The organism is Modestobacter versicolor (genome assembly GCF_041028285.1).
GTDB classification, from domain to species: domain Bacteria; phylum Actinomycetota; class Actinomycetes; order Mycobacteriales; family Geodermatophilaceae; genus Modestobacter; species Modestobacter versicolor_A.
Genome location: NZ_JABGDB010000001.1, coordinates 17,522 through 39,953 on the forward strand (window position 1 = coordinate 17,522; position 22,432 = coordinate 39,953).

Consider the following 22,432-nt stretch of genomic DNA (forward strand, 5'->3'; position numbering starts at 1 on the left):
CGGCTCACGTGGCGTGCCCGTCCTCGACGTCGTCCCCGGCCGGCTGCGGCACGCCGTCGGCGGTGGACAGCCAGGCCCGGACGGCGTCCCCGTCGGCCCCGAGCACCGGTGGCGGGGTGTGGTCGCGGCGGGTGGTCTCGACCTCGCCGTCCGCGCCGGGGGCGAAGAAGCGCAGCGGCGGCCCGGGCAGCGTCAGCCGGCCAGCGGTCGCGTGCTCCACCTCGATCTTCAGGCCCTGCGACTCGACCTGGTCCCAGGCGTACACCTCGTCCAGGGTGCGCACCTTGCCCGCCGGCACCCCGGCGGCGGCCAGCCGGGCCAGCAGCTCGGGGGCCTCGATGCCGGCGAAGGTCGCCTCCAGCAGCTCGATGACCTCCTGCCGGCGGGCGACCCGTTCACCGTTCGTGGCGAAGCCGGGGGCGTCGGGGTCCAGCCCGAACTCGCTGCACAGCCGGCGCCAGAGCCCCTCGCTGCCGCAGGACAGCTGCACGCTGCCGCCGGCGCAGTGGAAGAGGCCGTAGGGGGAGATGGAGGGGTGGTGGTTGCCCTGACCGCGGGGGACCTTGCCGCCCACGGTGTGCGCCGTGCCCTGGTAGGCGTGCACGCCGACGACGGCGGACAGCAGCGAGGTGCGCACCACCTGGCCGCGGCCGGTGCGCTCCCGCTCGAGCAGGGCGGCCAGCACGCCGTAGGCGCCGTACATGCCGGCCAGCAGGTCGCTGATCGGGACGCCGACCTTCTGCGGGTCCTCGGGGCCGGAGCCGGTCATCGACATCAGGCCGGCCTCGCCCTGGGCGATCTGGTCGTAGCCGGCCCGCCCGCCCTCGGGACCGTCGTGGCCGAAGCCGCTGATCGCCAGGGTCACCAGCCGCGGGTTGAGCTCGGCCAGCACCTCGGTGCCGAAGCCGAGCTTGGCCAGCGTGCCGGGGCGGAAGTTCTCCAGCAGCACGTCGGCGCGGCGGACCAGCTGGGTCAGCACCTCCTTGTCCCCGGCGTCCTTGAGGTCGAGGGTGATCGACTCCTTGTTGCGGTTGGCGGCGAAGAAGTAGGTCGACTCGCGGTCCGCGCCCTCGGGCTGGACGAACGGCGGGCCCCAGCCGCGGCTGTCGTCCCCGCTGCCCGGGCTCTCCACCTTGATCACCCGCGCGCCGAGGTCGCCGAGCATCATCCCGGCGTGCGGGCCGGCCAGGGCGCGGGTCAGGTCGACGACGAGGACGCCGTCCAGGGGGCCACTCACGGGGTCGGGGTCCTTCCGAGGAGACGACAGAGACGTCCGCCCACCCTCTCACCGGGGCGCCCGGGACGTCAGTCGAGCTGCTGCCGGTCGGCAGCCGGGCACCTCGACGACCGCGGGGTGTGCCCGGGATCGCCCCCGGCTTCACCGTCTCGGGGGACCCGGGCCCGGCGGTCGGCTCGTTAGGCTGCCCGGCATGCCGAGCCCGTCCACTGACCACTCGACGCCCCGGACCGCCACTAAGGCCGTGATCCCCGTCGCCGGGATGGGCACCCGTTTCCTGCCCGCGACCAAGGCGGTGCCCAAGGAGCTGCTGCCGGTGGTCGACCGGCCGGCCCTGCAGTACATCGTCGAGGAGGCCGCCCGCGCGGGCCTGCCCGAGGTGCTGATGGTCACCGGCCGCGGCAAGGGCGCCATCGAGGACTTCTTCGACCGCACCCCCGAGCTGGAGACCGCGCTGGAGGCCAAGGGCGACCAGTCCCGACTGGACGCCGTGCACGAGTCCACCGACGTGGCGCAGGTCCACTTCGTCCGGCAGGGCGAGGCGAAGGGCCTGGGGCACGCGGTGCTGCAGGCCGCGGCGTTCGTCGGCGACGAGCCGTTCGCCGTCCTGCTGGGCGACGACATCATCGACGCCCGCGACCTGCTGCTGGAGCAGATGCTCGCCGTCCAGGCCGAGCACGGCGGGGCGGTGATCGCGCTGCTGGACGTGGGCGCGGAGAACATCTCCAAGTACGGCGCGGTCGCCGTCGAGGACGCGAAGGTGTCCGGGGACGCCGCCGGGGACGAGGTCTTCCGGGTCACCGGCCTGGTGGAGAAGCCCCCGGCCGAGGAGGCGCCGAGCTCGCTGGCGATCATCGGCCGCTACGTGCTGCCGCCGGAGGTCTTCGAGGCGATCCGCAAGACCCCGCCCGGCCGCGGCGGGGAGATCCAGCTGACCGACGCGCTGCTCCGGCTCGTCGACGACGGCGTGCCGGTGCACGGTGTCGTCTTCTCCGGCCGCCGCTACGACACCGGCGACAAGCTGGACTACCTCAAGGCCGTGGTCCGGCTCGCCGCCGAGCGGTCGGACCTGGGCCCGGCGTTCGGGTCCTGGCTGCGTGACTTCGTCGCCGACCTGCCCGCCGAGGGCGCGTCGCCGGCCTGACCGGCCCCGTCAGGAGGCACCATCGGGGCTCAGGTCCGTCGACGGCGGCCGTGGCCGGCGGTCCGGCCGTGGGGACAGGCCCGACGACGGGGAGGACGACGGTGGTGGGGATGAGCGACGACAGCAGGCGCGGGTGGTTCTCGGGAGGTGGCCGGGACACCTCCCAGCTCGACCTCGGACAGGGCGCGCTGGTGCCGGCGCCCCGGGACAACGGGCTGGCGACCGCCCCGCGCGCCGCGGTGGCCGGGCACGACACCGTCCAGGTCGACCGCGGCATGTTCGCCTCCGACCGGGTGCCCTCCCCGGCGATCGCGACCGGCGACCGCACGCCCGACCCGATGGCCGACACCGGCTCGGTCGACGTCTCCGGCGTGCGGCTGCGCACCGTCGAGCAGCACCTGGACGGGATCCTCGGCGCGGTGCCGCAGCCGGCGCCGATCGAGCTCGCGGTCCTGGACGCACAGGGCCTGCTCTGCGCCGAGCTGGTCACCAGCTCCCGCGCGCTGCCGGCCTTCGACCAGGCCGGCCTGGACGGCTACGCGGTGCGCTCGGCGGACATCGCCACCGCGACCGTCGAGCTGCCCACCGACCTGGTCGTCGCGGGGGAGACCGTGGCCGGCTCGGCGCAGGTGGCGACCATCAGCGCCGGCCTGGCGCAGAAGGTCGCCGTCGGCGCGATGCTGCCGGCCGGCGCGGACGTCGTCGTCCCGGCCGCCTGGACCGACCAGGGCGCAGCGCGGGTGCAGGTCTACGCCGCCCTCGCGCCGGGCAGCTACGTGCGCCGGATCGGCGACGACGTGGCGCCCGGCGACACCGCCGTGCAGATCGGCACCCCGATCGGCCCGGCCCAGATCAGCCTGCTCGCCGCCGTGGGGCGCGAGCGGGTCGCGGTGCGGCCCCGGCCGCGGATCGCGGTGCTGTGCGCCGGCGAGGAGCTCGTCGACGTCGGCGCCACCGTCGGCCCCGGCCAGCAGGTCGACGTGAACAGCTACGCGCTCGCCGCCGCCGCCCGGGACGCCGGCGCCGAGGCCTACCGCGCCGGGATCATGCCCAACGACAAGCGGCGGATGGTCGAGCTGATCGAGGGCCAGACGCTGCGCAGCGACGTCGTGCTGATCGCCGGCACGTTCGCCACCGGCGCGCCCGACCTGCTGCAGGAGGCGCTGGACGAGCTGGGCGGGCTGTCGTTCACCCAGGTCGCCATGCACCCCGGGCCGGTGCACGCCTTCGGCACGCTGGGCCCCAACGACGTCCCGGTGATCTGCGTGCCCGGTGAGCCGGTCGCCGCGCTGGTCGCCTTCGAGGTCTTCGTCCGGCCGGCGATCCGGCTGATGCTGGGCAAGCGGCAGCTGTTCCGGCGCACCGTGCAGGCGGTCTCCGCCCAGCAGCTGCTCTCCCCGCTGGGCTACCGGCAGTACCTGCACGGCCAGGTCATGCGGCACCCCGACGGCGGGTACGTCGTCGAGCCGATCGGGGACGGCGACCAGGCGATGCTGGCCCGGATGGCTCGGGCGAACTGCCTGATCGTGGTGGACGAGGACGTCACCGAGGTGTCCGCCGGCGGACTGGTGACCGTCATGCCCATGCTGCTGGGGGGCTGAGCTGGACCCGGCGCTGCACCCGGGGTGGCCGGCCCGGCTGGCCCACGGGCCCGTGGTGCTGCGACCCCTCGAGCGGTCCGACGCCCGCGACTGGGTCCGGGTGCGCACCGAGAACGAGGCCTGGCTGACCCCCTGGGAGCCCTCCGCGCCGCTGCCCTGGGGTGACCGGCACACCCCCGCGGCGTTCCGGGCGATGCGCCGGGCGGCGTCCCGCCGGGCCCGGGTGGGCATGTCGCTGCCGTTCGCGGTGCACCACGAGGGCCGGCTGGTCGGCCAGGTCACCGTGGACAACGTGGTGCGCGGCGCGCTGCGCTCCGGGCACCTGGGGTACTGGATCGACTCCGCCGTCGCCGGTCGCGGCGTGGCCTCGCTGGCGGTCGCGCTCGTCTGCGACCACGCCTTCGGGCCGGTGGGGCTGCACCGGCTGCAGGCCGACATCCGGCCGGAGAACCGGGCGAGCCGGCGGCTGGTCGAGCGGTTGGGGTTCCGGCAGGAGGCGCTGTTCCGCAGCTACCTCGACATCGACGGCGGCTGGCGCGACCACCTCGGCTACGCCCTGCTGGCCGAGGACGTCCCGGGCGGGGCGCTGGCCCGCTGGGAGCGGCGGGCACCGCTGTGACACGGACCGTCGCGGACCGCTGACCGGCTGTTATCGCTTCGAGATCCACGGGGACTGCCGACACGCCGCGACGTCCGGCAGACTGCGCCGACACACCGCAGGAGTTCCCTGGTATCGGCGGTCGACGCCCTTACCGTGACTCCCGAGTGACGGATGTGACTCGTGTGGCCCCAGGGATGGGGTCGTTCCGTTGTGCCACGGATGGATCGAGGTGTTGGTGATGGGATCGGGCGTACTGCTGGCCGCTCTCGTCGTGTTGTGGTTCGTGGTCCTGGTGCCGATGGTGGTCACCCGGGGCGACGCACACGCGACGGCCGGTGCGGCGGACTCGGGTCGCACCCTGCAACGACGTCGTCCGGTGGACCCCGTCGTCCACGCGGAGACCGAGCGGGTGTCCATCGACCGCGCCGCGCTGGTCAGCAGCGGTGAGCTGCGGGTCGACGTGCACGCGGTCCGCCGGCGCACGCTGGCCGGCCTGGTCGCCCTCGCCGTCCTGGCGCTGGTCGGCGCGCTGACCTACCGGTCCTGGCTGTGGGCGCCGCAGCTGCTGCTCGACGTCGCCGTCGTCGGCTACCTGATGGTGATCAAGGCCGCGGCCGACCGCGAGCGCCGGGCCGCGGCCCGCCGCCACGCCCGGCTGGCCTCCCGGGCCCGGCTCGAGCACGAGCGCCCGGTCCGCCGCCCCGCCGAGCGTCCCGTCGCGCCCGCCCCCCGGCCCGCGCCGGTGGTCGCCGCCCCGACCGGCCCGATCCACCCGAGCCTGCCGCTCGCCCCGGTGCACCCGCTGCGCCCGGGCCGGGTGGTCGCCGCCCGCGTCCCGGTCGCGGCCGGCTGGCAGCAGAGCGCCGTCGTCGGCCTGGACGACGAGGACATGGCCTTCGCCGAGATCGACGAGTACCGCCCCGCCCGGGTGGTCAACGGCTGACGACGGACCCTCCTGCCGCCGTTGCTCGCAGCGGGCCGCGCAGGAGGGTCACACCCCCTGGCGGTGCCGGAGCAGGCGGACGGTAAAGTCGTGGGGGCAAGGGGCTGTGGCGCAGTCCGGTAGCGCACCTCGTTCGCATCGAGGGGGTCAGGGGTTCAATTCCCCTCAGCTCCACCCTGGTCAGGCCGGGTCCACGAGGACCCGGCCTGACGCACGTCAGGGGCTCCCGCGGAAGTCCGGACGACGCCCGGCCAGGAACGCCGCCACGCCCTCCCGGCTCTCCGGGTCGGCCGCGGACTCGGTGGCCAGCCGGGCCTCGTCCTCGAGCTGCTCGTCCAGCGTCCGGATCGCGGCCCGGCGGACCAGGCCGCGGGTGCGGACCATCGCGCGCACCGGACCGGCCGCGATCGACCGGGCCAGGGCGGTGACCTCCTCCACCAGCGTCTCGTCGTCGACCAGCCGGGCCACCAGCCCGGAGGTGTGCGCGTCGGCGGCGTGCAGCACCCCGTCGGTGAGCAGCAGCTCCAGCGCCCGGGGCGCGCCCAGTGCCCGGGTCAGCGCCCAGGACGTCCCGCCGTCCGGCGACAGACCGAGCGGGCCGTAGCCGGGGCGGAGCTTGGTCGAGCGGCCGCAGACGACGAGGTCGCAGGCACCCAGCAGGCCGATGCCGGCCCCGGCCACCTGCCCGCGGACGCCGGCCACCACCGGCACCGGGCAGTACAGGACGGCGCGGACCACCTCGTGCCAGGCGGTGGACAGCTCGCGGAGCGCCGCCGGCAGGTCCGCGCTGCCGGCGAGCGCCGCGACGTCGGTGCCCACGCAGAAGTCGCGGCCGGTGCTCAGCAGCAGCACCGTGCGGGCCGACCCCGGGCGCCGGGCCAGCGCCTCGGCCAGCTGCGCGGCCATCACCCGGTCGACCGGGTTGCCGGTGTCGGCGGCGGCCAGGTCGATCCGCCAGACGTCGCCGTCCGGCGTCGCGTCCACCCGTGCTGCCGGTGCGGTCATGTCCGTCCTCCTCCGGTCGGGGCCCCGTCCACGCTAGGGGGAGTCGGCCGGCCCGGCCCGGTCAGACGACCGGCGTCCCGCTGCTGGCGGTGAGCGCGGCGTAGTCGGCGGCCAGCCGGCGGGTGACCAGCCCCGGCTCGCCGTCCCCGATGGTCCGGCCGTCGACCTGCAGCACCGGGGTCAGCTCGCCCATCGTGCCGGTGACGAACGCCTCGGCCGCCGCGTACAGCTGCGGCAGCGAGAAGTCGCCGACGTCGTAGGGGATGCCGGCGTCGGCGGCCAGCCGCAGCACGGTCGCGCGGGTGATCCCCTCCGGGCAGGCCGCGGTGGTGGAGGTGCACAGCACCCCGTCGATGACGAAGAAGAGGTGCGTCGCGTTGGTCTCGGCGACGTGCCCGCGGGAGTCGAGCATCAGCGCGTCGTCCGCGCCGGCGACGTTCGCCTCGATCTTGGCCAGGATCGAGTTGAGCAGGTTGTTGGAGTGGATCTTCGGGTCGAGCACGTCCGGGGTGGGCCGGCGGACGCTGGAGGTGACCAGGGTGATCCCGCCGGCGTCGTAGACCGGCGGCTTGAACTCGGCGAGCACGATCAGCGTCGGTCCGCTGGTGTTGAGCCGCGGGTCCATCCCGCTGGTCGTCTTCACCCCGCGGGTGAGCGTCAGCCGGACGTGCACCCCGTCGGTCATCCCGTTGGCCGCCAGCGTCCGGCGGAGCTGCTCGATGATCTCCTCGTCGCTGGGCACCTCGGTGAAGGCCAGCGCCTGGGCCGAGCGGCGCAGCCGGGCCAGGTGCTCGTCGAGGGCGAAGACGCGGCCCTGGTAGAGCCGCAGCCCCTCCCAGACGGCGTCCCCGCCCTGGACGACGGAGTCGAAGGGGCTGACCGCGGCCTCGTCGCGGTGGGTGAGCCGGCCGGCGACGTTGACCACCAGGTCGCGGTTGCGCTCGTCGAACTGCTGCAGCACGTGCTCAGCTCCTCTGCGGGGCCAGTCGGGAACCGGCCATCTCGTCGTACGCGGCGCGGCACTGGTCGGCCAGCACCGCCAGGTGGTCGGGCAGCTCGACCGCCGGCTCCCGGTACGGCCCGAAGCCGGTGGAGGCCTCGACCGAGGCGTACCAGTACGGCGCCCAGACGCCGTCGGACGCGCGGGGGCCGGCCGGCCAGGACAGCATCGCCGGGTCGAAGGGCACCTCGAGGGCCGCGCACAGCGCGCGCAGCACGCCCTCGGGGTCGCGGAGCAGGTCGCCGGAGTCGACGACCGGGCCGCCGAAGCGGCGGTACAGCGCCAGCTGCTGGGTGAGGCCCAGGTCGGCCAGCGTCGGCTCGGCGCGCACCCGGGCGTAGGAGGCCAGCAGCTGCCGGGGGTCGCGGAGCAGGAAGGCGTGCCGCAGACCGGCGAAGGCGGCCAGGTCGACCTCGGGCAGCACGTGGTGGGTCATGTGCTTCTGGTAGCCGATGGTCGCGCCGTCCGGCAGGTCGCCGGTGGTCAGCCCGGCCAGCACGGTCCGCCAGTCGGTGGACTGCGCGGCGAGCACCTCGTCGCGCCCGGGGTGGTCCAGCCCGGTGGCCGCCAGGTAGTAGGCGTACAGCGGCTCGTCGACGACGACGGTGTCCCGGCGGTTCTCCCAGGCGCGCATCGTCGCCGTGGACAGCGTCCGCGGCCCCGACCACATGGCGATCCGGATCGGTGGGCTCATCGCCGGCACGGTAGCGCTGCGGTGTTCCCGCTGCACGACGCGACGGCGGCCGGCGTCAGAACCAGGAGGGGAACCACATCCGCTGCAGCCACTCGCCGTGCGACAGCGGGTGCCCGGTGAGCACCGGGTAGAAGAAGACGAAGGTCATCGCCACCACCGCCAGGTACAGCGAGACGACGCCCAGCCCCACCTGCCGGCGCAGCGCGCTGTCCCGCGGGCGGCCCAGCACGTCCTGCAGCACCAGCGTCACGGCCAGCACGAAGAAGGGCACCGCCGGCGCCATGTAGAAGATGAACATCGTCCGGTCCAGGTTGACGAACCAGGTCAGCCAGCCCGCGGCGATGCCGCCGGCGGCGACCACCGCGGCCTGGTCCCGGCGGGCGAGGACCCGCCACAGCAGCCACAGCATCGCCGGCGCGAACAGCCACCAGAGCGTCGGCGTCCCGAGCATGAGGATGTACCGGACCACCTGCTCGCCGTCGGCGTCGGTGAGGTCCTGCGGGTTCCACAGCAGGATCGGCCGGCCGTCGACCAGCCACGACCACGGGCCGGACTCCCACGGGTGCGGGGTGGAGAGGCCGTTGTGGAAGGTGAGCCACTCGCCGTGCATGTGCCACAGCGAGCGCAGCGCCCCCGGGACGAACGGGAAGGCGGTGTCGGGGTGCTGGTCGGCCCAGTGCCGGCCCTGGGCGTTCTCGCCGCGGAACCAGCCGGTGAAGGTGGCCAGGTAGGTGAGCACCGGCAGGGCGCCCAGCGCCCACGCCGCCCCGGGCAGCCCGCGGCGCAGCGCCACCGCGGTCGGCCGGGTGACACCGGCGTCCCGCCAGGCGGCCCGGTCCCACCACAGCGACAGCAGCGCGAACAGCGCCAGGAAGTACACGCCGCTCCACTTGACCGCGCACGCGCTGCCGAAGAGCACGCCGGCCGCGAGCCGCCATCCCCGTGGGCCGAGCCGGAAGCCGTGCCGGGTCATCCGGTCGGTCATCCGGTCGCTGCCCTCGCGGACCCGCTGCCGCACCCGGTCGCGGTCGACGACCAGGCAGGCGACCGCGCTGACCACGAACGTCTGCAGGAACACGTCGAGCAGGCCGATCCGGCCCAGGCTGAAGGAGAACGCGTCCAGCGCCAGCAGCAGCCCGGCCACCAGGCCGAGCAGCGTCGAGCCGGTCAGCCGGCGGGTCAGCCGGGTCAGGACGACGACCGCGACCGCGCCGGCGACCGCGCTGGGGAACCGCCAGCCGAAGGAGTTGTAGCCGAAGAGGTGCTCGCCCGCGGCGATGAGCAGCTTGCCCAGCGGCGGGTGGACGATGAACGTGTAGCCGCGGTTGTACTCGTAGCCCAGCTCCAGGATCTCCTGGGCCTCGGGCGGGTAGTAGGCCTCGTCGAACACCAGGTCCGCGGGGTAGCGGATGTCCCAGAGCCGGGTGACCAGCGTGGCCAGCCCCAGCAGCGTCGTCAGCACCGCGGCCAGCCGCCGGTCGCCGGGCAGCGCCGGCGCGTGCTGGCGGCGGGGGAGCGGGAACCGGCGGTGCGGCGCGGGGTCCTCGGGTGCCGACTCCGCCCGCTCGGGGGTCAGCACCGCCATGGCGCCAGGGTAGACAGCCGACCTGACCGCCCCCCGGTAGTCGGGCCGAGGGGGACCGCCGTGACAGGCTCGGCGGCATGACCGGACGACTCGTGCTCGGCGGCGCGCCGCTCGGCCAGCCCGGCGACGTCGGCCCGCGGCTGCGCGAGGTGCTGGCCACCGCCGAGGTGCTCGCCGTCGAGGACACCCGCCGGCTGCACCGGCTCGCCGCCGACCTCGGCGTCACCTTCACCGGCCGGCTGGTCAGCTTCTACGAGTCGGTCGAGGCCGCCCGGCTGCCCGGGCTGGTCGCCGCGATGCAGGACGGCGCCACGGTGCTGCTGCTCACCGACGCCGGGATGCCCTCGGTCTCCGACCCCGGGTACACGCTGGTGCGCGCCGCGATCGACGCCGGCATCGACGTCACCTCGGTGCCCGGGCCGTCCGCCGTCGTCACCGCGCTGGCCGTCTCCGGGCTGCCGACCGACCGGTTCTGCTTCGAGGGGTTCCTGCCGCGCAAGGGGGGTGAGCGGCGGGCGGCGCTCACCGCGCTGGCCGCCGAGCCCCGGACGATGGTCTTCTACGAATCGCCGCACCGGCTGGCCGAGGCGCTGGCGGACGCCGCCGCCGTGCTGGGCGCCGACCGGGCCGCCGCCGTCTGCCGCGAGCTGACCAAGACCCACGAGGAGGTCCGCCGCGGGCCGCTGGGCGAGCTGGCGGCGTGGGCGGCCGACGGCGTGCGCGGGGAGATCACCGTGGTGGTGGCCGGTGCGGTGGCCGGGCCGGCGTCGATGTCCCCGGCCGAGCTGGCCGCCGAGGTCGCCGCCGAGGAGGCCGCGGGCGCCGACCGCAAGGAGGCCATCCGCACCGTCGTCGCCCGCACCGGCCTGCCCCGCCGCGCCGTCTACGACGCCGTGGTAGCCGCCAAGGGCTCCTGACGCCCGCCGTTGTGCACTGGTGGCTGCCTCGACGTGCATGAGGCAGCCACTAGTGCACAACGGTGGTCAGCGCTGCGGAGATGCGGGCGATGAGCTGGTCCGGCCGGTGGAGGTCGGCGGCCGTCACGAAGACCACCCGCCATCCGGCGGCGGTGAGCCGGTTGAGCCGCTGCCGGTCCCTGACGAACTGCTGCGTGTCGTTGTGCCACAGCCCGTCGTACTCCACGGCCAGGCGCTGCTCCGGCCAGCCGAAGTCGACCCTCGCCACGAACCGGCCACCGGCGCGCACCTCGAACTGCGCGACCGGGAGCGGCAGGTCGCTGCGGCCGATGAGCAACCGGAGCCGGGTCTCCTGCGGCGACCCGGCCCGGCCGTCGGCGAGGCGGCACGCCCGTCGGGCGCGGCGGCACCCGGGGCCGTCCGCGGCCTCGGCCAGCCACCGCACGGTCGCCAGGTCGGCGCCGCCGACGACCACCAGCTGGTCGACGGCAGCCACCGCCTCGTCCAGGTCGGGGCCGGCCGCGAGCTCCACCGCCGTTGCCGCTGGGCTGCTCACCCACATGCCCAGGTGGCGGAGGACGTGCCGTTCCTCCAGGTCCGCGCGGCGCAGGCGGATGCCCGCAGCCCGCACCGGAGGGCGGCCGGGGAAGGCGGCCAGCTCGACGTCGTCGTCCGGCCCGGCCATCGGCGCACCCCAGAGGACGGCGGCGCTGCGGCCACGGACGACGGCGTGCGGGTACCGCAGCGTCGACGCCCGGACGCGCAGCTCGTGGGTGATCGGGATGCCCTCGTGCACGTAGACGTCGCGGAAGAGCCGCCGCCACGGACGGCTCCGCAGCTGCGCGCGGGTGAGGAGCTGCTGGGCGATGGCCTCCGTGCCGCGGAACGGGCGGGAACGCAGCTGGTCGGGCACGGCAGCCGGAAGGGGCACCGGGGCACGGTGCCCGACCAGGCGGTGCGCCCGCTCGAGCCGTCCACAGGCCTGCACCGTTGTGCGCTCATGGCTGCCTCGACGGGCGCGAGGCAGCCACGAGTGCACAACGGAGGGGGCTACAGCCAGCCGCTGCGCTTGAAGGCTCGGTACAGGAGGTAGACCAGGCCGGCCATCAGGAGCAGGGCGAAGGGGTAGCCGAAGGACCAGCCCAGCTCGGGCATGTGCTCGAAGTTCATCCCGTACACCCCGGCGATCAGGGTCGGCGCGGCGATCAGACCGGCGTAGGAGGAGATCCGCCGCATGTCGTCGTTCTGCGCCACCGAGATCCGGGCCAGCGCGGCCTGCAGGATGTTCGACAGCAGCTCGTCCAGCCCGCCCACCTGGTCCCGGACCCGCAGGGCGTGGTCCTGCACGTCGCGGAAGTACGAGCGCATCGCGTCCGGCACCAGCGCGTCGGGCCGGTCGGCCAGCGTGGACAGCGGCACCTCCAGCGGCTGGACGGCCTTCCGCAGCTGCATGATCTCCCGCTTGAGCTGGTAGATCCGCGGCGTGTCGTCGGTGCGCGAGGAGCTGAACACCGACGTCTCCAGCTCCTCCACGTCGTCCTCCACCGCCTCCGCGACCTCGACGAAGTGGTCGACCACCAGGTCGCTGACCGCGTAGAGCACCGACGACGGGCCGAGCTGGAGCAGCTCGGTCTGGCCCTCCAGGCTGTTGCGCAGGTCCTTGAGGCCGCCGTGGTCGCCGTGCCGGACGGTGATCACGTAGTGGCTGCCGAGGAAGACCATCACCTCGCCGGTGTTGACCACCTCGCTGGTGGCGGTGAGCGCGTCGTGCTCCACGTAGCGCGCCGTCTTCAGCACCATGAACAGCGAGTCCTCGTAGCTGTCCAGCTTCGGCCGCTGGTGCGCCTCGACGGCGTCCTCGACCGCCAGCGGGTGCAGCCCGTAGACGGCGGCCACGCCCGCGAGCTCGGCCTCGGTCGGCTCGTGCAGCCCCAGCCACACGAAGCCGTCGTGGTCGACCGCGGCCTGCAGCGCCTCGTCGTAGGCGACCGGCGCCTGCCGCCGGCCGTCGACGTAGACCGCGCAGTCGACGACGAAGTCGGTGCCCGGGCGCTCGTCCACCGGCGGCGGAGGGGCGCCCACCGGCCGCGGACGACGCCGCACCTGGGGCAGCCGCGAGCGGGAGCCGGACGTGCTGTCGGTGCTGGTCACCGGGTCCTCCTGCTCTCTCGTGCGCCGCGCCCCGACCGGGCACGCGGCCCGCAGAGCGTAGGTCTGCGGGATGCGTCACAGCGTGGGACGCTCGCCGCACAGGTGATCACCAGCCGGCCGGCGGACTGTTCCCGGCCGTTCGAGAGGGGGTGCTCGTGGCCGACAACAGGGCGCGGGTCAAGAGCGTCGAGGAGTCGATCCGCGACACCGAGGAGCCGGACCACCAGCTCAAGAAGAACCTCTCCGCCCTGGACCTGACCGTCTTCGGGGTCGGCGTCATCATCGGCACCGGGATCTTCGTGCTGACCGGCGAGGTGGCCAAGACGACGGCCGGCCCGGCGGTGGCGATCTCGTTCGTGGTCGCCGGCATCGTCTGCGGCCTGGCCGCGCTCTGCTACGCCGAGCTGGCCTCGACCGTCCCGGTCGCCGGGTCCGCCTACACGTTCTCCTACGCCACGGCCGGCGAGCTGGTCGCCTGGATCATCGGCTGGGACCTGGTCCTGGAACTCGCGCTCGGTGCGGCCACGGTGGCGGTCGGCTGGTCCGGGTACCTCAACCAGCTGCTCGGTGACCTGGGCATCCCGCTGCCCACGTCGATCGCCGGCGAGGAGGCGACGGTCAACATCCCGGCCATCGTCATCGTCGCGGTGATGACGACCGTGCTGATGCTCGGGATCAAGTTCTCCTCGCGGGTGACCTCGGTCATCGTGGCCATCAAGGTCGCGATCGTGCTGCTGGTCATCGTGGTCGGGCTGTTCTACGTCAAGGCCTCGAACTACTCCCCGTTCGTCCCGCCGGCCGAGCCGTCCGAGACCGGCAGCGGGTGGAGCGCGCCGCTGATCCAGACGCTGTTCGGCTTCGCCCCCAGCACCTTCGGCGTGGGCGGCATCCTCGCCGGCGCGGCGATCGTCTTCTTCGCCTTCATCGGCTTCGACATCGTGGCCACCGCGGCCGAGGAGACCAAGGACCCCAAGCGCGACCTGCCGCGCGGCATCCTCGGCTCGCTGGCGGTCTGCACGCTGCTCTACGTCGCGGTGTCGCTGGTCGTGGTCGGCATGCAGCGGTACACCGAGCTGTCCTCGGAGGCGCCGCTGGCCGACGCCTTCCGCAGCGTCGGTCTGCCGTTCCTGTCCGGCGCCATCTCGGTCGGTGCCCTCGCGGGTCTGACGTCGGTGGTGATGATCCTGATGCTCGGCCAGTCGCGGGTGCTGTTCGCGATGAGCCGGGACCACCTGCTCCCGCCGGCGCTGGGCGCGGTGCACCCGAAGTACGGGACGCCGTACAAGATCACCCTGATCACCGGGGTCGTCGTCGCCGTGCTGGCCGGCTTCATCCCGCTGGGCGTGCTGGCCGAGCTGGTCAACATCGGCACGCTGTTCGCCTTCGTGCTGGTGTCCATCGGCGTCATCGTGCTGCGCCGCACCCGGCCCGACCTGCCCCGCGCCTTCCGGGTCCCGCTGGTGCCGGTCCTGCCGATCGTGTCCACCCTGGCCTGCCTGTACCTGATGCTGAACCTGCCGGGGGAGACCTGGGCCCGGTTCGGCGTCTGGATGGCGCTCGGCGTCGTCCTCTACTTCGTCTACGGCCGCCAGCACTCCCGCTTCTCCCGGCGGGGCGCGGCCGAGCGCGAGGCGGCCGGCCAGCGGGCCGGCGGGGAGCGCTGACCCCGGGACCTCACCCCCCGGGGTGAGGTCCCGTGCCCCGCCCTCCGGAGCGGGCCCGCACCACCCGACCTGATCGGTGACACCCGTCCCCGGTCAGGAGGCCGTCCGTGCCCAGCGCCCTGCTCGACGCACCCCGCGTCGTCCCCACCGCGCCGCGTCCCGGTGCCGTGGCCGGGCGCCCGCGGCGGATGCCGGCCCCGGTCTTCGCGGTCGCGGCGCTGGCGGTGCTGGAGTCCCTCGCCCTGCTGGCCCTGGGGCTGACCAGCCTGGACGGCGTCTTCGGCACCGGCATCCGCCCGGACGGCGGGCTGGTGGCGACCACGCTGCTGCTGCTGGCCGGCTGGGTCGTGCTCTGCGCCGGTGGCGGGGCGACCCTCGTCGACGGCGCGGGCCGCTCGCTGGTGGTGTCGGTCGCCTGGGGCGAGATCGTGCTGCTGCTGGTGCTCACCGTGGCCGGGGTGCTCGGCGCCGACGGCGTCTGGCTGGTCGCCCTCGGCCCGCTCGGCGCGCTGCCGGTGCCCGCGCTGGCCCTGCTCGCGCTCGGCGTCCCGACCGCCAAGCTGCTGCTGGCCACCTCGACCTCCGCGGTCGCCTGGGTCGCCGCCGGTGGCCGGCCCCGCACCCGCCGCGCCGCGCCGCGCGTCGTCCACCGCGGGCTGCGGACGGTCACCGTCGTCTGCATCGGCGTCGCGCTCACCGGGGTTGCCCTGCTGGGCAGCACCGCCGACCCGGCGGCCCCGCCGACCACGGCGTCCACCGTCGCCCCCTGAGCCGGGTGCTCGCCGGAAGCGGCTGGACGGCGGCCACCACGACACGGTTCGGCTCCGCTCTCGATCCGCTCCTCGGTCGCTGGCGCTCCCTGCGATGCTCCCTCGATCGTCACCTCACTACCCTCAGCACGTGACAGATCGGCACATCCTCACCGCCGTCGCCTGGCCCTACGCGAACGGCCCGCGGCACATCGGGCACGTCTCCGGGTTCGGCGTCCCCTCCGACGTCTTCAGCCGCTACCACCGGATGGCCGGCGACAAGGTGCTGATGGTGAGCGGCACCGACGAGCACGGGACGCCGATCACCGTCGCCGCCGACGCCGAGGGGGTCACCCCGCGCGAGATCGCCGACCGCAACAACCGGGTGATCGTCGACGACCTGCAGAGCCTCGGGCTCAGCTACGACCTCTTCACCCGGACGACGACCGCCAACCACCGCGCGGTCAGCCAGGAGATCTTCCTGGGCCTGCTGAAGAACGGCTACGTCTTCCCGCAGACCACGTTGGGCGCGATCAGCCCGTCGACCGGGCGCACCCTGCCCGACCGCTACATCGAGGGCACCTGCCCGATCTGCGGCTACGACGGCGCCCGTGGTGACCAGTGCGACAACTGCGGCAACCAGCTCGACCCGACCGACCTGATCAACCCGGTGAGCCGGATCAACGGCGAGACGCCGAAGTTCGTCGAGAGCGAGCACTACTTCCTCGACCTGCCGGCCTTCGCCCGGGCGCTGGGCGACTGGCTGGCCACCCGGACCAACTGGCGCTCCAACGTGCTGAACTTCAGCGTCAACCTGCTGGAGGACCTCAAGCCGCGCAGCTACACCCGGGACATCGACTGGGGCGTGCCGGTGCCGCTGGACGGCTGGCGGGACCGCGACGACAAGCGGATCTACGTCTGGTTCGACGCGGTGGTCGGCTACCTGTCGGCGTCCATCGAGTGGGCCCGCCGCTCCGGTGACCCGGAGGCCTGGCGGCAGTGGTGGCAGACGCCGGACGCCGACGCCTACTACTTCATGGGCAAGGACAACATCGTCTTCCACGCCGAGATCTGGCCGGCCCAGCTGCTCGGCTACAACGGCGAGGGCGACAAGGGCGGCACCCCGGGCTCCTACGGCCGGCTCAACCTGCCGACCGAGGTCGTCTCCAGCGAGTTCCTCACCATGGAGGGCCGCAAGTTCTCCTCCTCGCGCAACGTCGTCATCTACGTGCGCGACTTCCTGTCCCGCTACGACCCGGACGCGCTGCGGTACTTCATCGCCGTCGCCGGCCCGGAGAACCAGGACACCGACTTCACCTGGGCGGAGTTCCTGCGCCGCAACAACGACGAGCTGGTCGCCGGCTGGGGCAACCTGGTCAACCGCTCGGTGTCGATGGCCGCCAAGAACGTCGGCGCCGTCCCGACGCCGGGGGAGCTGACCGACGCCGACCGGGCGCTGCTGGCCACCACGTCGGGGGCCTTCGGCCCGATCGGCGACCTGCTGGCCCGCAACCGGCAGAAGGCCGCCGCCACCGAGGCGATGCGGATCGTCAGCGAGGCCAACAAGTACCTGTCCGACCAGGCGCCGTGGAAGCTCAAGGAGGACCCGGCCCGCCGGGACACCGTGCTGCACACCGCGTTGCAGGCGATCAAGGACTGCAACACGCTGCTGACGCCGTTCCTGCCGCACTCCTCCCAAAAGGTGCACGAGCTGCTGGGCGGCACCGGCACCTGGTCGGTGGCGCCGCGGATCGACGAGGTCACCGACCTCGACGACGGCTCGCCCTACCCGGTCATCACCGGCGCCTACGCCGAGTCGCAGGCGGTGTGGGCGTCGACGCCGCTGCCGCCGCCGGGCACGCCGCTGGCCCCGCCGACGCCGGTCTTCACCAAGCTCGACCCCTCGATCGTGGACGAGGAGCTCCGGCGTCTGGAGGGCGGCGAGGGGGACGGCACGGCGGACGGCGAGGCATGAGCCGCTCGGCCTCCTCCCGCGCCAACCGGCGCGGCGAACCGCCACCGTCGCCCGAGCCGCTGCCGGCCCCGGCGGTCGACAGCCACACCCACTTCGACATCGCCGTGGGCGGGGAGGACCGCGCACCCACCGACGCCGAGGTCGACGAGGCGGTCGCCGCCGCGGTGGCGGTGGGTGTCCCGCGGCTGGTCCAGGTGGGGGTGGACGTCGCCTCCTCGCGCTGGTCGGCCGAGCTCGCGGCGCGGCACCCCAACGTGCTGGCCGCCGTCGCGCTGCACCCCAACGAGGCCGGTGCGGGCGCCGCCACCGAGACCGCGCTGGCCGAGATCGACCGGCTGGCCGGCCACCCCCGGGTGCGCGCGGTGGGGGAGACCGGGCTGGACCGCTACCGCACCGGCGCGGAGGGCTGGGCGCCGCAGGAGGCCTCCTTCCGGGCGCACATCGACATCGCCAAGCGGCACGGCATCGCCCTGGTGGTCCACGACCGGGACGCCCACGACGACGTGCTGCGGGTGCTCGAGGACGAGGGCGCCCCGGAGCACACCGTGCTGCACTGCTTCTCCGGGGACGCCGCCTTCGCCCGGCAGTGCGTCGAGCGCGGCTACGTGCTGTCCTTCGCCGGCACGCTGACCTTCGGCAACGCCGGGTACCTGCGCGAGGCCGCCGCGCTCACCCCGCTGGACCAGCTGCTGGTCGAGACCGACGCGCCGTTCCTCACCCCGGCCCCGCTGCGGGGCCGGCCCAACTCCGCACGGCTGGTGCCGCACACGGTGCGGGCGCTGGCCGAGGTCACCGGCACCGACCTCGAGCAGCTGTGCGCCGCGCTGACCGGCACCGCGGAGCGGGTCTTCGGCGCCTGGTGAGCAGGCGGCGGTGAGCGGCCGGCCACCCTCCGGCCGGATCCGGGGCACACTGGCACCGTGGGCCGCCTCATCGCCGTCGTGCTGTTCATCGCCCTCCTGATCCCTGCCGCACTGCTCACCCGCGGGTGGTCGCACGCCGCCGAGCGCCGCGCCGCCGCTTCGGCCGGTGTCGAGTTCGTGCCGGCCACCCCGACCGCGACGGCGCAGCTGGCCCGCCAGGCCGCCCACGGCCGGCGGGTGCGCCGGATCGGCTTCGCCCTCGGCGTCGCACTGGTCGTGGTCTCGGTCGTGCTGTTCGCCGAGGCGTCGGTCTTCCTGTGGGTGCCCGCGCTGGCGGTCGGCCTGCTGGCCGGCGTGCTCCTCGCCGAGGCGACCCGGCCGCGGCCGCGCTGGGCGCTGTCCAGCCCGCCGCGGCGGCAGCGCCGCGGCGAGCAGGTCTCCCCGTGGCTGCTGTGGACCATGCGCGCGGTCGTCGCCGGTGCGGCGGTGGCCGCCTGGCTGCTCGCCGAGGACCTGGGCACGGCGGCCACCGCGATCGCCCTCGCCGTCCCGCTGGGCGGCTGGCTGCTCGCCGAGGCGGCGCTGCTCCGCATCCTGCTGCGCCCGCTCCCGGCCGAGGGCGCCGACGTCCCGATCGACGAGGCGCAGCGCACCTGGACGGCGCACCTGGTGGTCGCCGCGGCGACGGTGGCCGGCGTCATCCCGCTCGGCGCGCTGCTGCTGCGCGCGGCGATCGACCTCGACGACCGGGTGGCCGACGACGGCACCGGGCTGCTGCCGGTGGCCCTGGTGGCGGGCGGCTTCTCCGCCCTGCTGGCCGGCTTGATCGTGGCCGGTTTCCTGCTGACCTGGCTCAAGCCGGTCCGGCAGACCTCGCACGCACTCGCCTGAGGCCGGTTGCCGGTGTGCCGTTGGCCACGTGGACGCCCGGGCCGCTGATCGTCCAGCACGGCGTGTGCGTGACCGTCCGTGTCGGCGCGCCTGCACTGCGCTGGGTCGACATGTTGGTTTCCTCATCGAGCACCGTTGTCTTCCGAAGCGCGTTCGTTATCGTGTCGTGACCGACCAGCCGGGGTGGGGAACACCTGGGCGAAGAGCTCCGCCGGGACGGGTGACCCCGGTCCTGCGGAGACGTCGGGCGCAGCACGACGACGGGCGCCACTCCGGGTGGGGCTCGTGGGCTGCTGCCCCCGTTCCCCTGCCCGGGCCCAGTGACCCGTGGATGTGTTGTGCGCCGATCGTTGAATTTGAGTCTCTTCACCCTGGTCCTGCTGGGCCTGGTGGGTGGGTCCGCCGCGTTCTACCTCGCCCAGAAGACGGTGACCGTGACCGTCGACGGCCAGGCGAGCGAGGTGCGCACCTATGCCGCCACCGCGGGTGAGGTGCTCGCCGACGAGGGCCTGGAGCCGGCGTCCCACGACGTCGTCCTCCCCGCCCCGGACGCCAGCATCGGCGACGGCGACACGATCGTGCTCAACCGCGCCCGGCCGCTGTCGCTGACCGTCGACGGGGTGAGCAGCGACGTCTACACGACCGCGCTCTCCGTCGACGGCGCGCTCGACGAGCTCGGCTACCGCGCCGAGAACCTGGTGCTCTCGGCCAGCCGCAGCGAGCGCCTGCCGCTGGACGGCATGGCCCTGTCGATCGCCACGAACAAGACCGTCACGCTGGTCGCCGACGGCCAGCAGCGGGTCGTCGTCACCACCGCGCAGACCGCCGGCGACCTGCTCGCCGAGCAGGGCATCGCGCTGTCGGCCACCGACCGGACCTCGCTGTACCCGCGCCAGCCGCTGCTCGACGCGATGGTGCTGCGGGTGACCCGGGTGCAGGTCACCGACGTGACCGAGGTGCTGCCGGTGGACTTCGCGACGGTCGAGACCCCGGACGCCGAGGCCCTCGAGGGCGACCGCACGGTCACCCAGGAGGGCGTCGAGGGCGAGCAGACGATCACCTGGCGGGTCACCGTCACCGACGGGGTCGAGACCGGCCGCGAGCAGCTCGGCGCCGTGGTCACCACCCCCGCCGTCGACGAGCTGGTCACCGTGGGCACCAAGGAGAAGCCGGCCAGCACCGCGGTGGTCTCCGCCGACGGCCTGAACTGGGCCGCGCTGGCCGCCTGCGAGTCCGGCGGCCGGCCCGACGCGGTGAGCGGCACCGGCAAGTACCGCGGCATGTACCAGTTCTCCACGGGCACCTGGGCGACCGTCGGCGGCAGCGGCGACCCGGCCGCCGCGTCGGCCGAGGAGCAGACGATGCGGGCGCAGATGCTCTACGCCCGGTCCGGCGCCGGGCAGTGGCCGCACTGCGGCTCCCGCCTCTTCGGCTGATGGACCGCCCCCGGCAGCGAGGCCGGTCCTGAGCACACCCCCCGAGCAGCCGTCCGACGGGCTGCTGGGCCCGGCCGCCATCCGCGACCTGGCCCAGCAGCTCGACCTGCGGCCCACGAAGACCCTCGGCCAGAACTTCCTGCACGACGCCAACACCATCCGGCGGATCGTGCGGACCGCCGACCTCGTCCCCGGGGACGTCGTCCTCGAGGTGGGGCCCGGGCTGGGGTCGCTGACCCTGGGCCTGCTGCCGGCGTGCGCGCACGTCACCGCGGTGGAGATCGACCCGCGGCTGGCCGACCGGCTGCCGGTGACCGTCGCCGCGCGGGCTCCCGCGCTGGCCGACCGGCTCACCGTGGTGACCGCCGACGCGCTGCGGGTCACCGAGCTGCCCGGCCCGCCGCCCACCGCGCTGGTCGCCAACCTGCCGTACAACATCGCCGTCCCGGTGCTGCTGCACCTGCTCGAGCTGCTGCCGACGCTGCGCACCGCCCTGGTGCTGGTGCAGGCCGAGGTGGCCGACCGGCTGGCGGCCGCCCCGGGCAGCGCGGCCTACGGCGTGCCCAGCGTCAAGGCGGCCTGGTACGCCGACGTCCGGCGGGCCGGCAACGTCCCGCGGCCGGTGTTCTGGCCGGTGCCCAACGTCGACTCCGGGCTGGTCGCGCTGGTCCGCCGGCCGTCGCCGCCCGGCGACCGGGCCGCCACCTTCGCCGCGATCGACGCCGCCTTCGCCACCCGGCGGAAGGGCCTGCGGGCCGCCCTGGCCCGCTGGGCCGGCAGCCCCGCGGCGGCCGAGGCACGGCTGCGCGCCGCCGGGATCGAGCCCACGACGCGCGGGGAGCAGCTGTCGGTCACCGAGTTCGCCCGGCTCGCCGCGACCGCCCCCGACGTCGGCGCGTGACCGCGGCCGGCGTCGGCGCGTGAGCGGCGCTGGCGTTGGCGCCCGACCGCCCCGGCAGGCAGGGTGACCGGGTGAGCAACGCGACCCCGGGCGGGCCCGGGCGGCTGGCCGGCAACGGCGCCGTGTCGGCGCGCGCGCCGGCGAAGGTGAACGTGCACCTGGGCGTGGGGCCGCTGCGGGCCGACGGCTTCCACGAGCTGCAGACGGTGTTCCTGGCGGTCTCGCTCTTCGACACCGTCACCGTGCGCCGGGCCGAGGGGATCTCGCTCACCGTGCGCGGGGAGGGCACCGACACCGACGCGGGGCCGGCGAGCGTGCCCGCCGACCGGCGCAACCTGGTCTGGCAGGCCGCCGAGCTGCTCGCCCGGCACGCAGGCGTGCGCGCCGAGGCGCACCTCGAGGTCGACAAGTCGATCCCGGCGGCAGCCGGGCTGGCCGGCGGCAGCGCCGATGCCGCGGCCACCCTGGTCGCGCTCGACGCCCTGTGGGGCACCCGCGCGACCCGCGGCGACCTCGCCGGCCTCGCGGCCGAGCTGGGCAGCGACGTCCCGTTCAGCCTGCTCGGCGGGGTGGCGCTGGGCACCGGCCGGGGCGAGCAGCTCTCCCCGGTGCTCGCCCGCCGGCGCTGGGACTGGGTGCTGGGCATCGCCGGCGCGGGCCTGTCCACCCCCACCGTCTACGGCGAGCTCGACACGCTCCGCGCCGCCGGCGCCGTGCCCGGCGGCGAGGTGCTCGCCTCGACCGAGCCGGTCATCGCCGCCCTGCGCAGCGGCCCGCCGTCGGCGCTCGCCGCGGCCCTGGACAACGACCTGCAGGCCCCTGCCCTGCGGCTGCGCCCGGAGCTGCGCCGGGCGATGCAGGCGGCCACCGAGGCCGGCGCCCGGGCCGCCCTGGTCAGCGGGTCAGGACCCACCGTGGCCGCCCTCGCCGACGACGAGGACGCCGCCGTCCGGCTGGCCGCCGAGCTGGCCGGGGCGGGCGTGTTCCGGACCGTCCGCGCGGTGCACGGCCCGGTGCACGGCGCACGGCTCGTGGGCTGAGCCACCGCGCCGGTCGACCCTGGGTGCTCCCGCCC

General features: G+C 74.9%; 20 protein-coding genes and 1 tRNA gene. 14 read left to right on the plus strand and 7 right to left on the minus strand.

The features are described from left to right. Nucleotides 1-4 precede the first annotated feature (4 nt). Nucleotides 5-1,237, minus strand: a complete 1,233-nt coding sequence (locus HL054_RS00115) for a CaiB/BaiF CoA transferase family protein (protein ID WP_369136649.1) — start codon at nt 1,235-1,237, stop codon at nt 5-7. Between the two features lie 193 nt (nt 1,238-1,430). Here HL054_RS00115 and HL054_RS00120 point away from each other — a divergent pair, with 193 nt between their 5' ends. The 5 genes from HL054_RS00120 (at nt 1,431) to HL054_RS00140 (ending at nt 5,700) form a co-directional block, all read left to right on the plus strand. Further along, the gene (locus HL054_RS00120; RefSeq protein WP_369136650.1) at nt 1,431-2,381 is read left to right on the plus strand and encodes a UTP--glucose-1-phosphate uridylyltransferase; all 951 of its coding nucleotides are present in this window, start codon (nt 1,431-1,433) and stop codon (nt 2,379-2,381) included. A 110-nt stretch (nt 2,382-2,491) separates the two neighbouring features. Next, a complete protein-coding gene (gene glp, locus HL054_RS00125) occupies nt 2,492-3,982 on the plus strand; it encodes a molybdotransferase-like divisome protein Glp (RefSeq protein ID WP_369136651.1) in 1,491 nt (496 codons plus the stop codon). A gap of 55 nt (nt 3,983-4,037) precedes the next feature. Then, a complete protein-coding gene (locus tag HL054_RS00130; RefSeq protein ID WP_369136652.1) occupies nt 4,038-4,601 on the plus strand; it encodes a GNAT family N-acetyltransferase in 564 nt (187 codons plus the stop codon). A gap of 220 nt (nt 4,602-4,821) precedes the next feature. Next, complete coding sequence (gene sepX / locus HL054_RS00135; protein ID WP_369136653.1) at nt 4,822-5,526, plus strand: divisome protein SepX/GlpR; 705 nt, start codon at nt 4,822-4,824, stop codon at nt 5,524-5,526. A gap of 100 nt (nt 5,527-5,626) precedes the next feature. Continuing rightward, nucleotides 5,627-5,700 (plus strand) — tRNA-Ala (locus tag HL054_RS00140). A gap of 42 nt (nt 5,701-5,742) precedes the next feature. Here the strand turns inward: HL054_RS00140 and HL054_RS00145 are convergent. The 4 genes from HL054_RS00145 to HL054_RS00160 form a co-directional block, all read right to left on the minus strand. Further along, on the minus strand, nt 5,743-6,531 hold the full coding sequence (locus HL054_RS00145; RefSeq protein ID WP_369136654.1) for an enoyl-CoA hydratase/isomerase family protein: 789 nt from the start codon (nt 6,529-6,531) through the stop codon (nt 5,743-5,745). A gap of 61 nt (nt 6,532-6,592) precedes the next feature. Continuing rightward, entirely contained in the window at nt 6,593-7,492 is a 900-nt protein-coding gene (locus HL054_RS00150) for an aminotransferase class IV (RefSeq protein WP_369136655.1), read from the minus strand. A gap of 4 nt (nt 7,493-7,496) precedes the next feature. Further along, nucleotides 7,497-8,225: a hypothetical protein gene (locus tag HL054_RS00155; RefSeq protein ID WP_369136656.1), complete on the minus strand. Its 729-nt coding sequence runs from the start codon at nt 8,223-8,225 to the stop codon at nt 7,497-7,499. 55 nt (nt 8,226-8,280) lie between these two features. Then, nucleotides 8,281-9,810, minus strand: a complete 1,530-nt coding sequence (locus tag HL054_RS00160; protein ID WP_369136657.1) for a dolichyl-phosphate-mannose--protein mannosyltransferase — start codon at nt 9,808-9,810, stop codon at nt 8,281-8,283. Between the two features lie 77 nt (nt 9,811-9,887). On the opposite strand from HL054_RS00160, the gene rsmI reads away from it, so the two are divergent. Further along, entirely contained in the window at nt 9,888-10,727 is an 840-nt protein-coding gene (gene rsmI, locus HL054_RS00165) for a 16S rRNA (cytidine(1402)-2'-O)-methyltransferase (protein WP_369136658.1), read from the plus strand. 49 nt (nt 10,728-10,776) lie between these two features. Here rsmI and HL054_RS00170 read toward each other — a convergent pair whose 3' ends face one another. Together HL054_RS00170 and corA are read right to left on the minus strand one after the other, a co-directional pair. Beyond that, a complete protein-coding gene (locus HL054_RS00170; RefSeq protein ID WP_369136659.1) occupies nt 10,777-11,658 on the minus strand; it encodes an endonuclease domain-containing protein in 882 nt (293 codons plus the stop codon). A gap of 119 nt (nt 11,659-11,777) precedes the next feature. Further along, nucleotides 11,778-12,878, minus strand: a complete 1,101-nt coding sequence (gene corA / locus HL054_RS00175; RefSeq protein ID WP_369136660.1) for a magnesium/cobalt transporter CorA — start codon at nt 12,876-12,878, stop codon at nt 11,778-11,780. 155 nt (nt 12,879-13,033) lie between these two features. On the opposite strand from corA, the gene HL054_RS00180 reads away from it, so the two are divergent. The 8 genes from HL054_RS00180 to HL054_RS00215 all read left to right on the plus strand — a co-directional run bounded on the left by HL054_RS00180 (nt 13,034) and on the right by HL054_RS00215 (nt 22,397). Then, on the plus strand, nt 13,034-14,542 hold the full coding sequence (locus HL054_RS00180) for an amino acid permease (protein ID WP_369136661.1): 1,509 nt from the start codon (nt 13,034-13,036) through the stop codon (nt 14,540-14,542). Between the two features lie 107 nt (nt 14,543-14,649). After that, nucleotides 14,650-15,312, plus strand: coding sequence for a hypothetical protein (locus tag HL054_RS00185; protein ID WP_369136662.1), 663 nt, complete (start codon nt 14,650-14,652; stop codon nt 15,310-15,312). Between the two features lie 130 nt (nt 15,313-15,442). Further along, nucleotides 15,443-17,266: a methionine--tRNA ligase gene (gene metG, locus HL054_RS00190; RefSeq protein ID WP_440347906.1), complete on the plus strand. Its 1,824-nt coding sequence runs from the start codon at nt 15,443-15,445 to the stop codon at nt 17,264-17,266. Continuing rightward, complete coding sequence (locus HL054_RS00195; protein ID WP_369136664.1) at nt 17,263-18,129, plus strand: TatD family hydrolase; 867 nt, start codon at nt 17,263-17,265, stop codon at nt 18,127-18,129. The genes metG and HL054_RS00195 overlap by 4 nt, the downstream gene beginning before the upstream one ends. A 57-nt stretch (nt 18,130-18,186) precedes the next feature. Then, nucleotides 18,187-19,020 carry a hypothetical protein gene (locus tag HL054_RS00200; RefSeq protein ID WP_369136665.1) on the plus strand — a complete coding sequence of 278 codons (834 nt, stop codon included), beginning with the start codon at nt 18,187-18,189 and terminating at the stop codon, nt 19,018-19,020. 356 nt (nt 19,021-19,376) lie between these two features. Further along, nucleotides 19,377-20,456, plus strand: a complete 1,080-nt coding sequence (locus tag HL054_RS00205; protein ID WP_369136666.1) for a ubiquitin-like domain-containing protein — start codon at nt 19,377-19,379, stop codon at nt 20,454-20,456. Nucleotides 20,457-20,625: 169 nt separating this feature from the next. Next, nucleotides 20,626-21,357, plus strand: a complete 732-nt coding sequence (gene rsmA, locus HL054_RS00210) for a 16S rRNA (adenine(1518)-N(6)/adenine(1519)-N(6))-dimethyltransferase RsmA (protein WP_369136667.1) — start codon at nt 20,626-20,628, stop codon at nt 21,355-21,357. A 71-nt stretch (nt 21,358-21,428) separates the two neighbouring features. Further along, complete coding sequence (locus tag HL054_RS00215; RefSeq protein ID WP_369136668.1) at nt 21,429-22,397, plus strand: 4-(cytidine 5'-diphospho)-2-C-methyl-D-erythritol kinase; 969 nt, start codon at nt 21,429-21,431, stop codon at nt 22,395-22,397. The last annotated feature ends 35 nt before the right edge of the window (nt 22,398-22,432 follow it).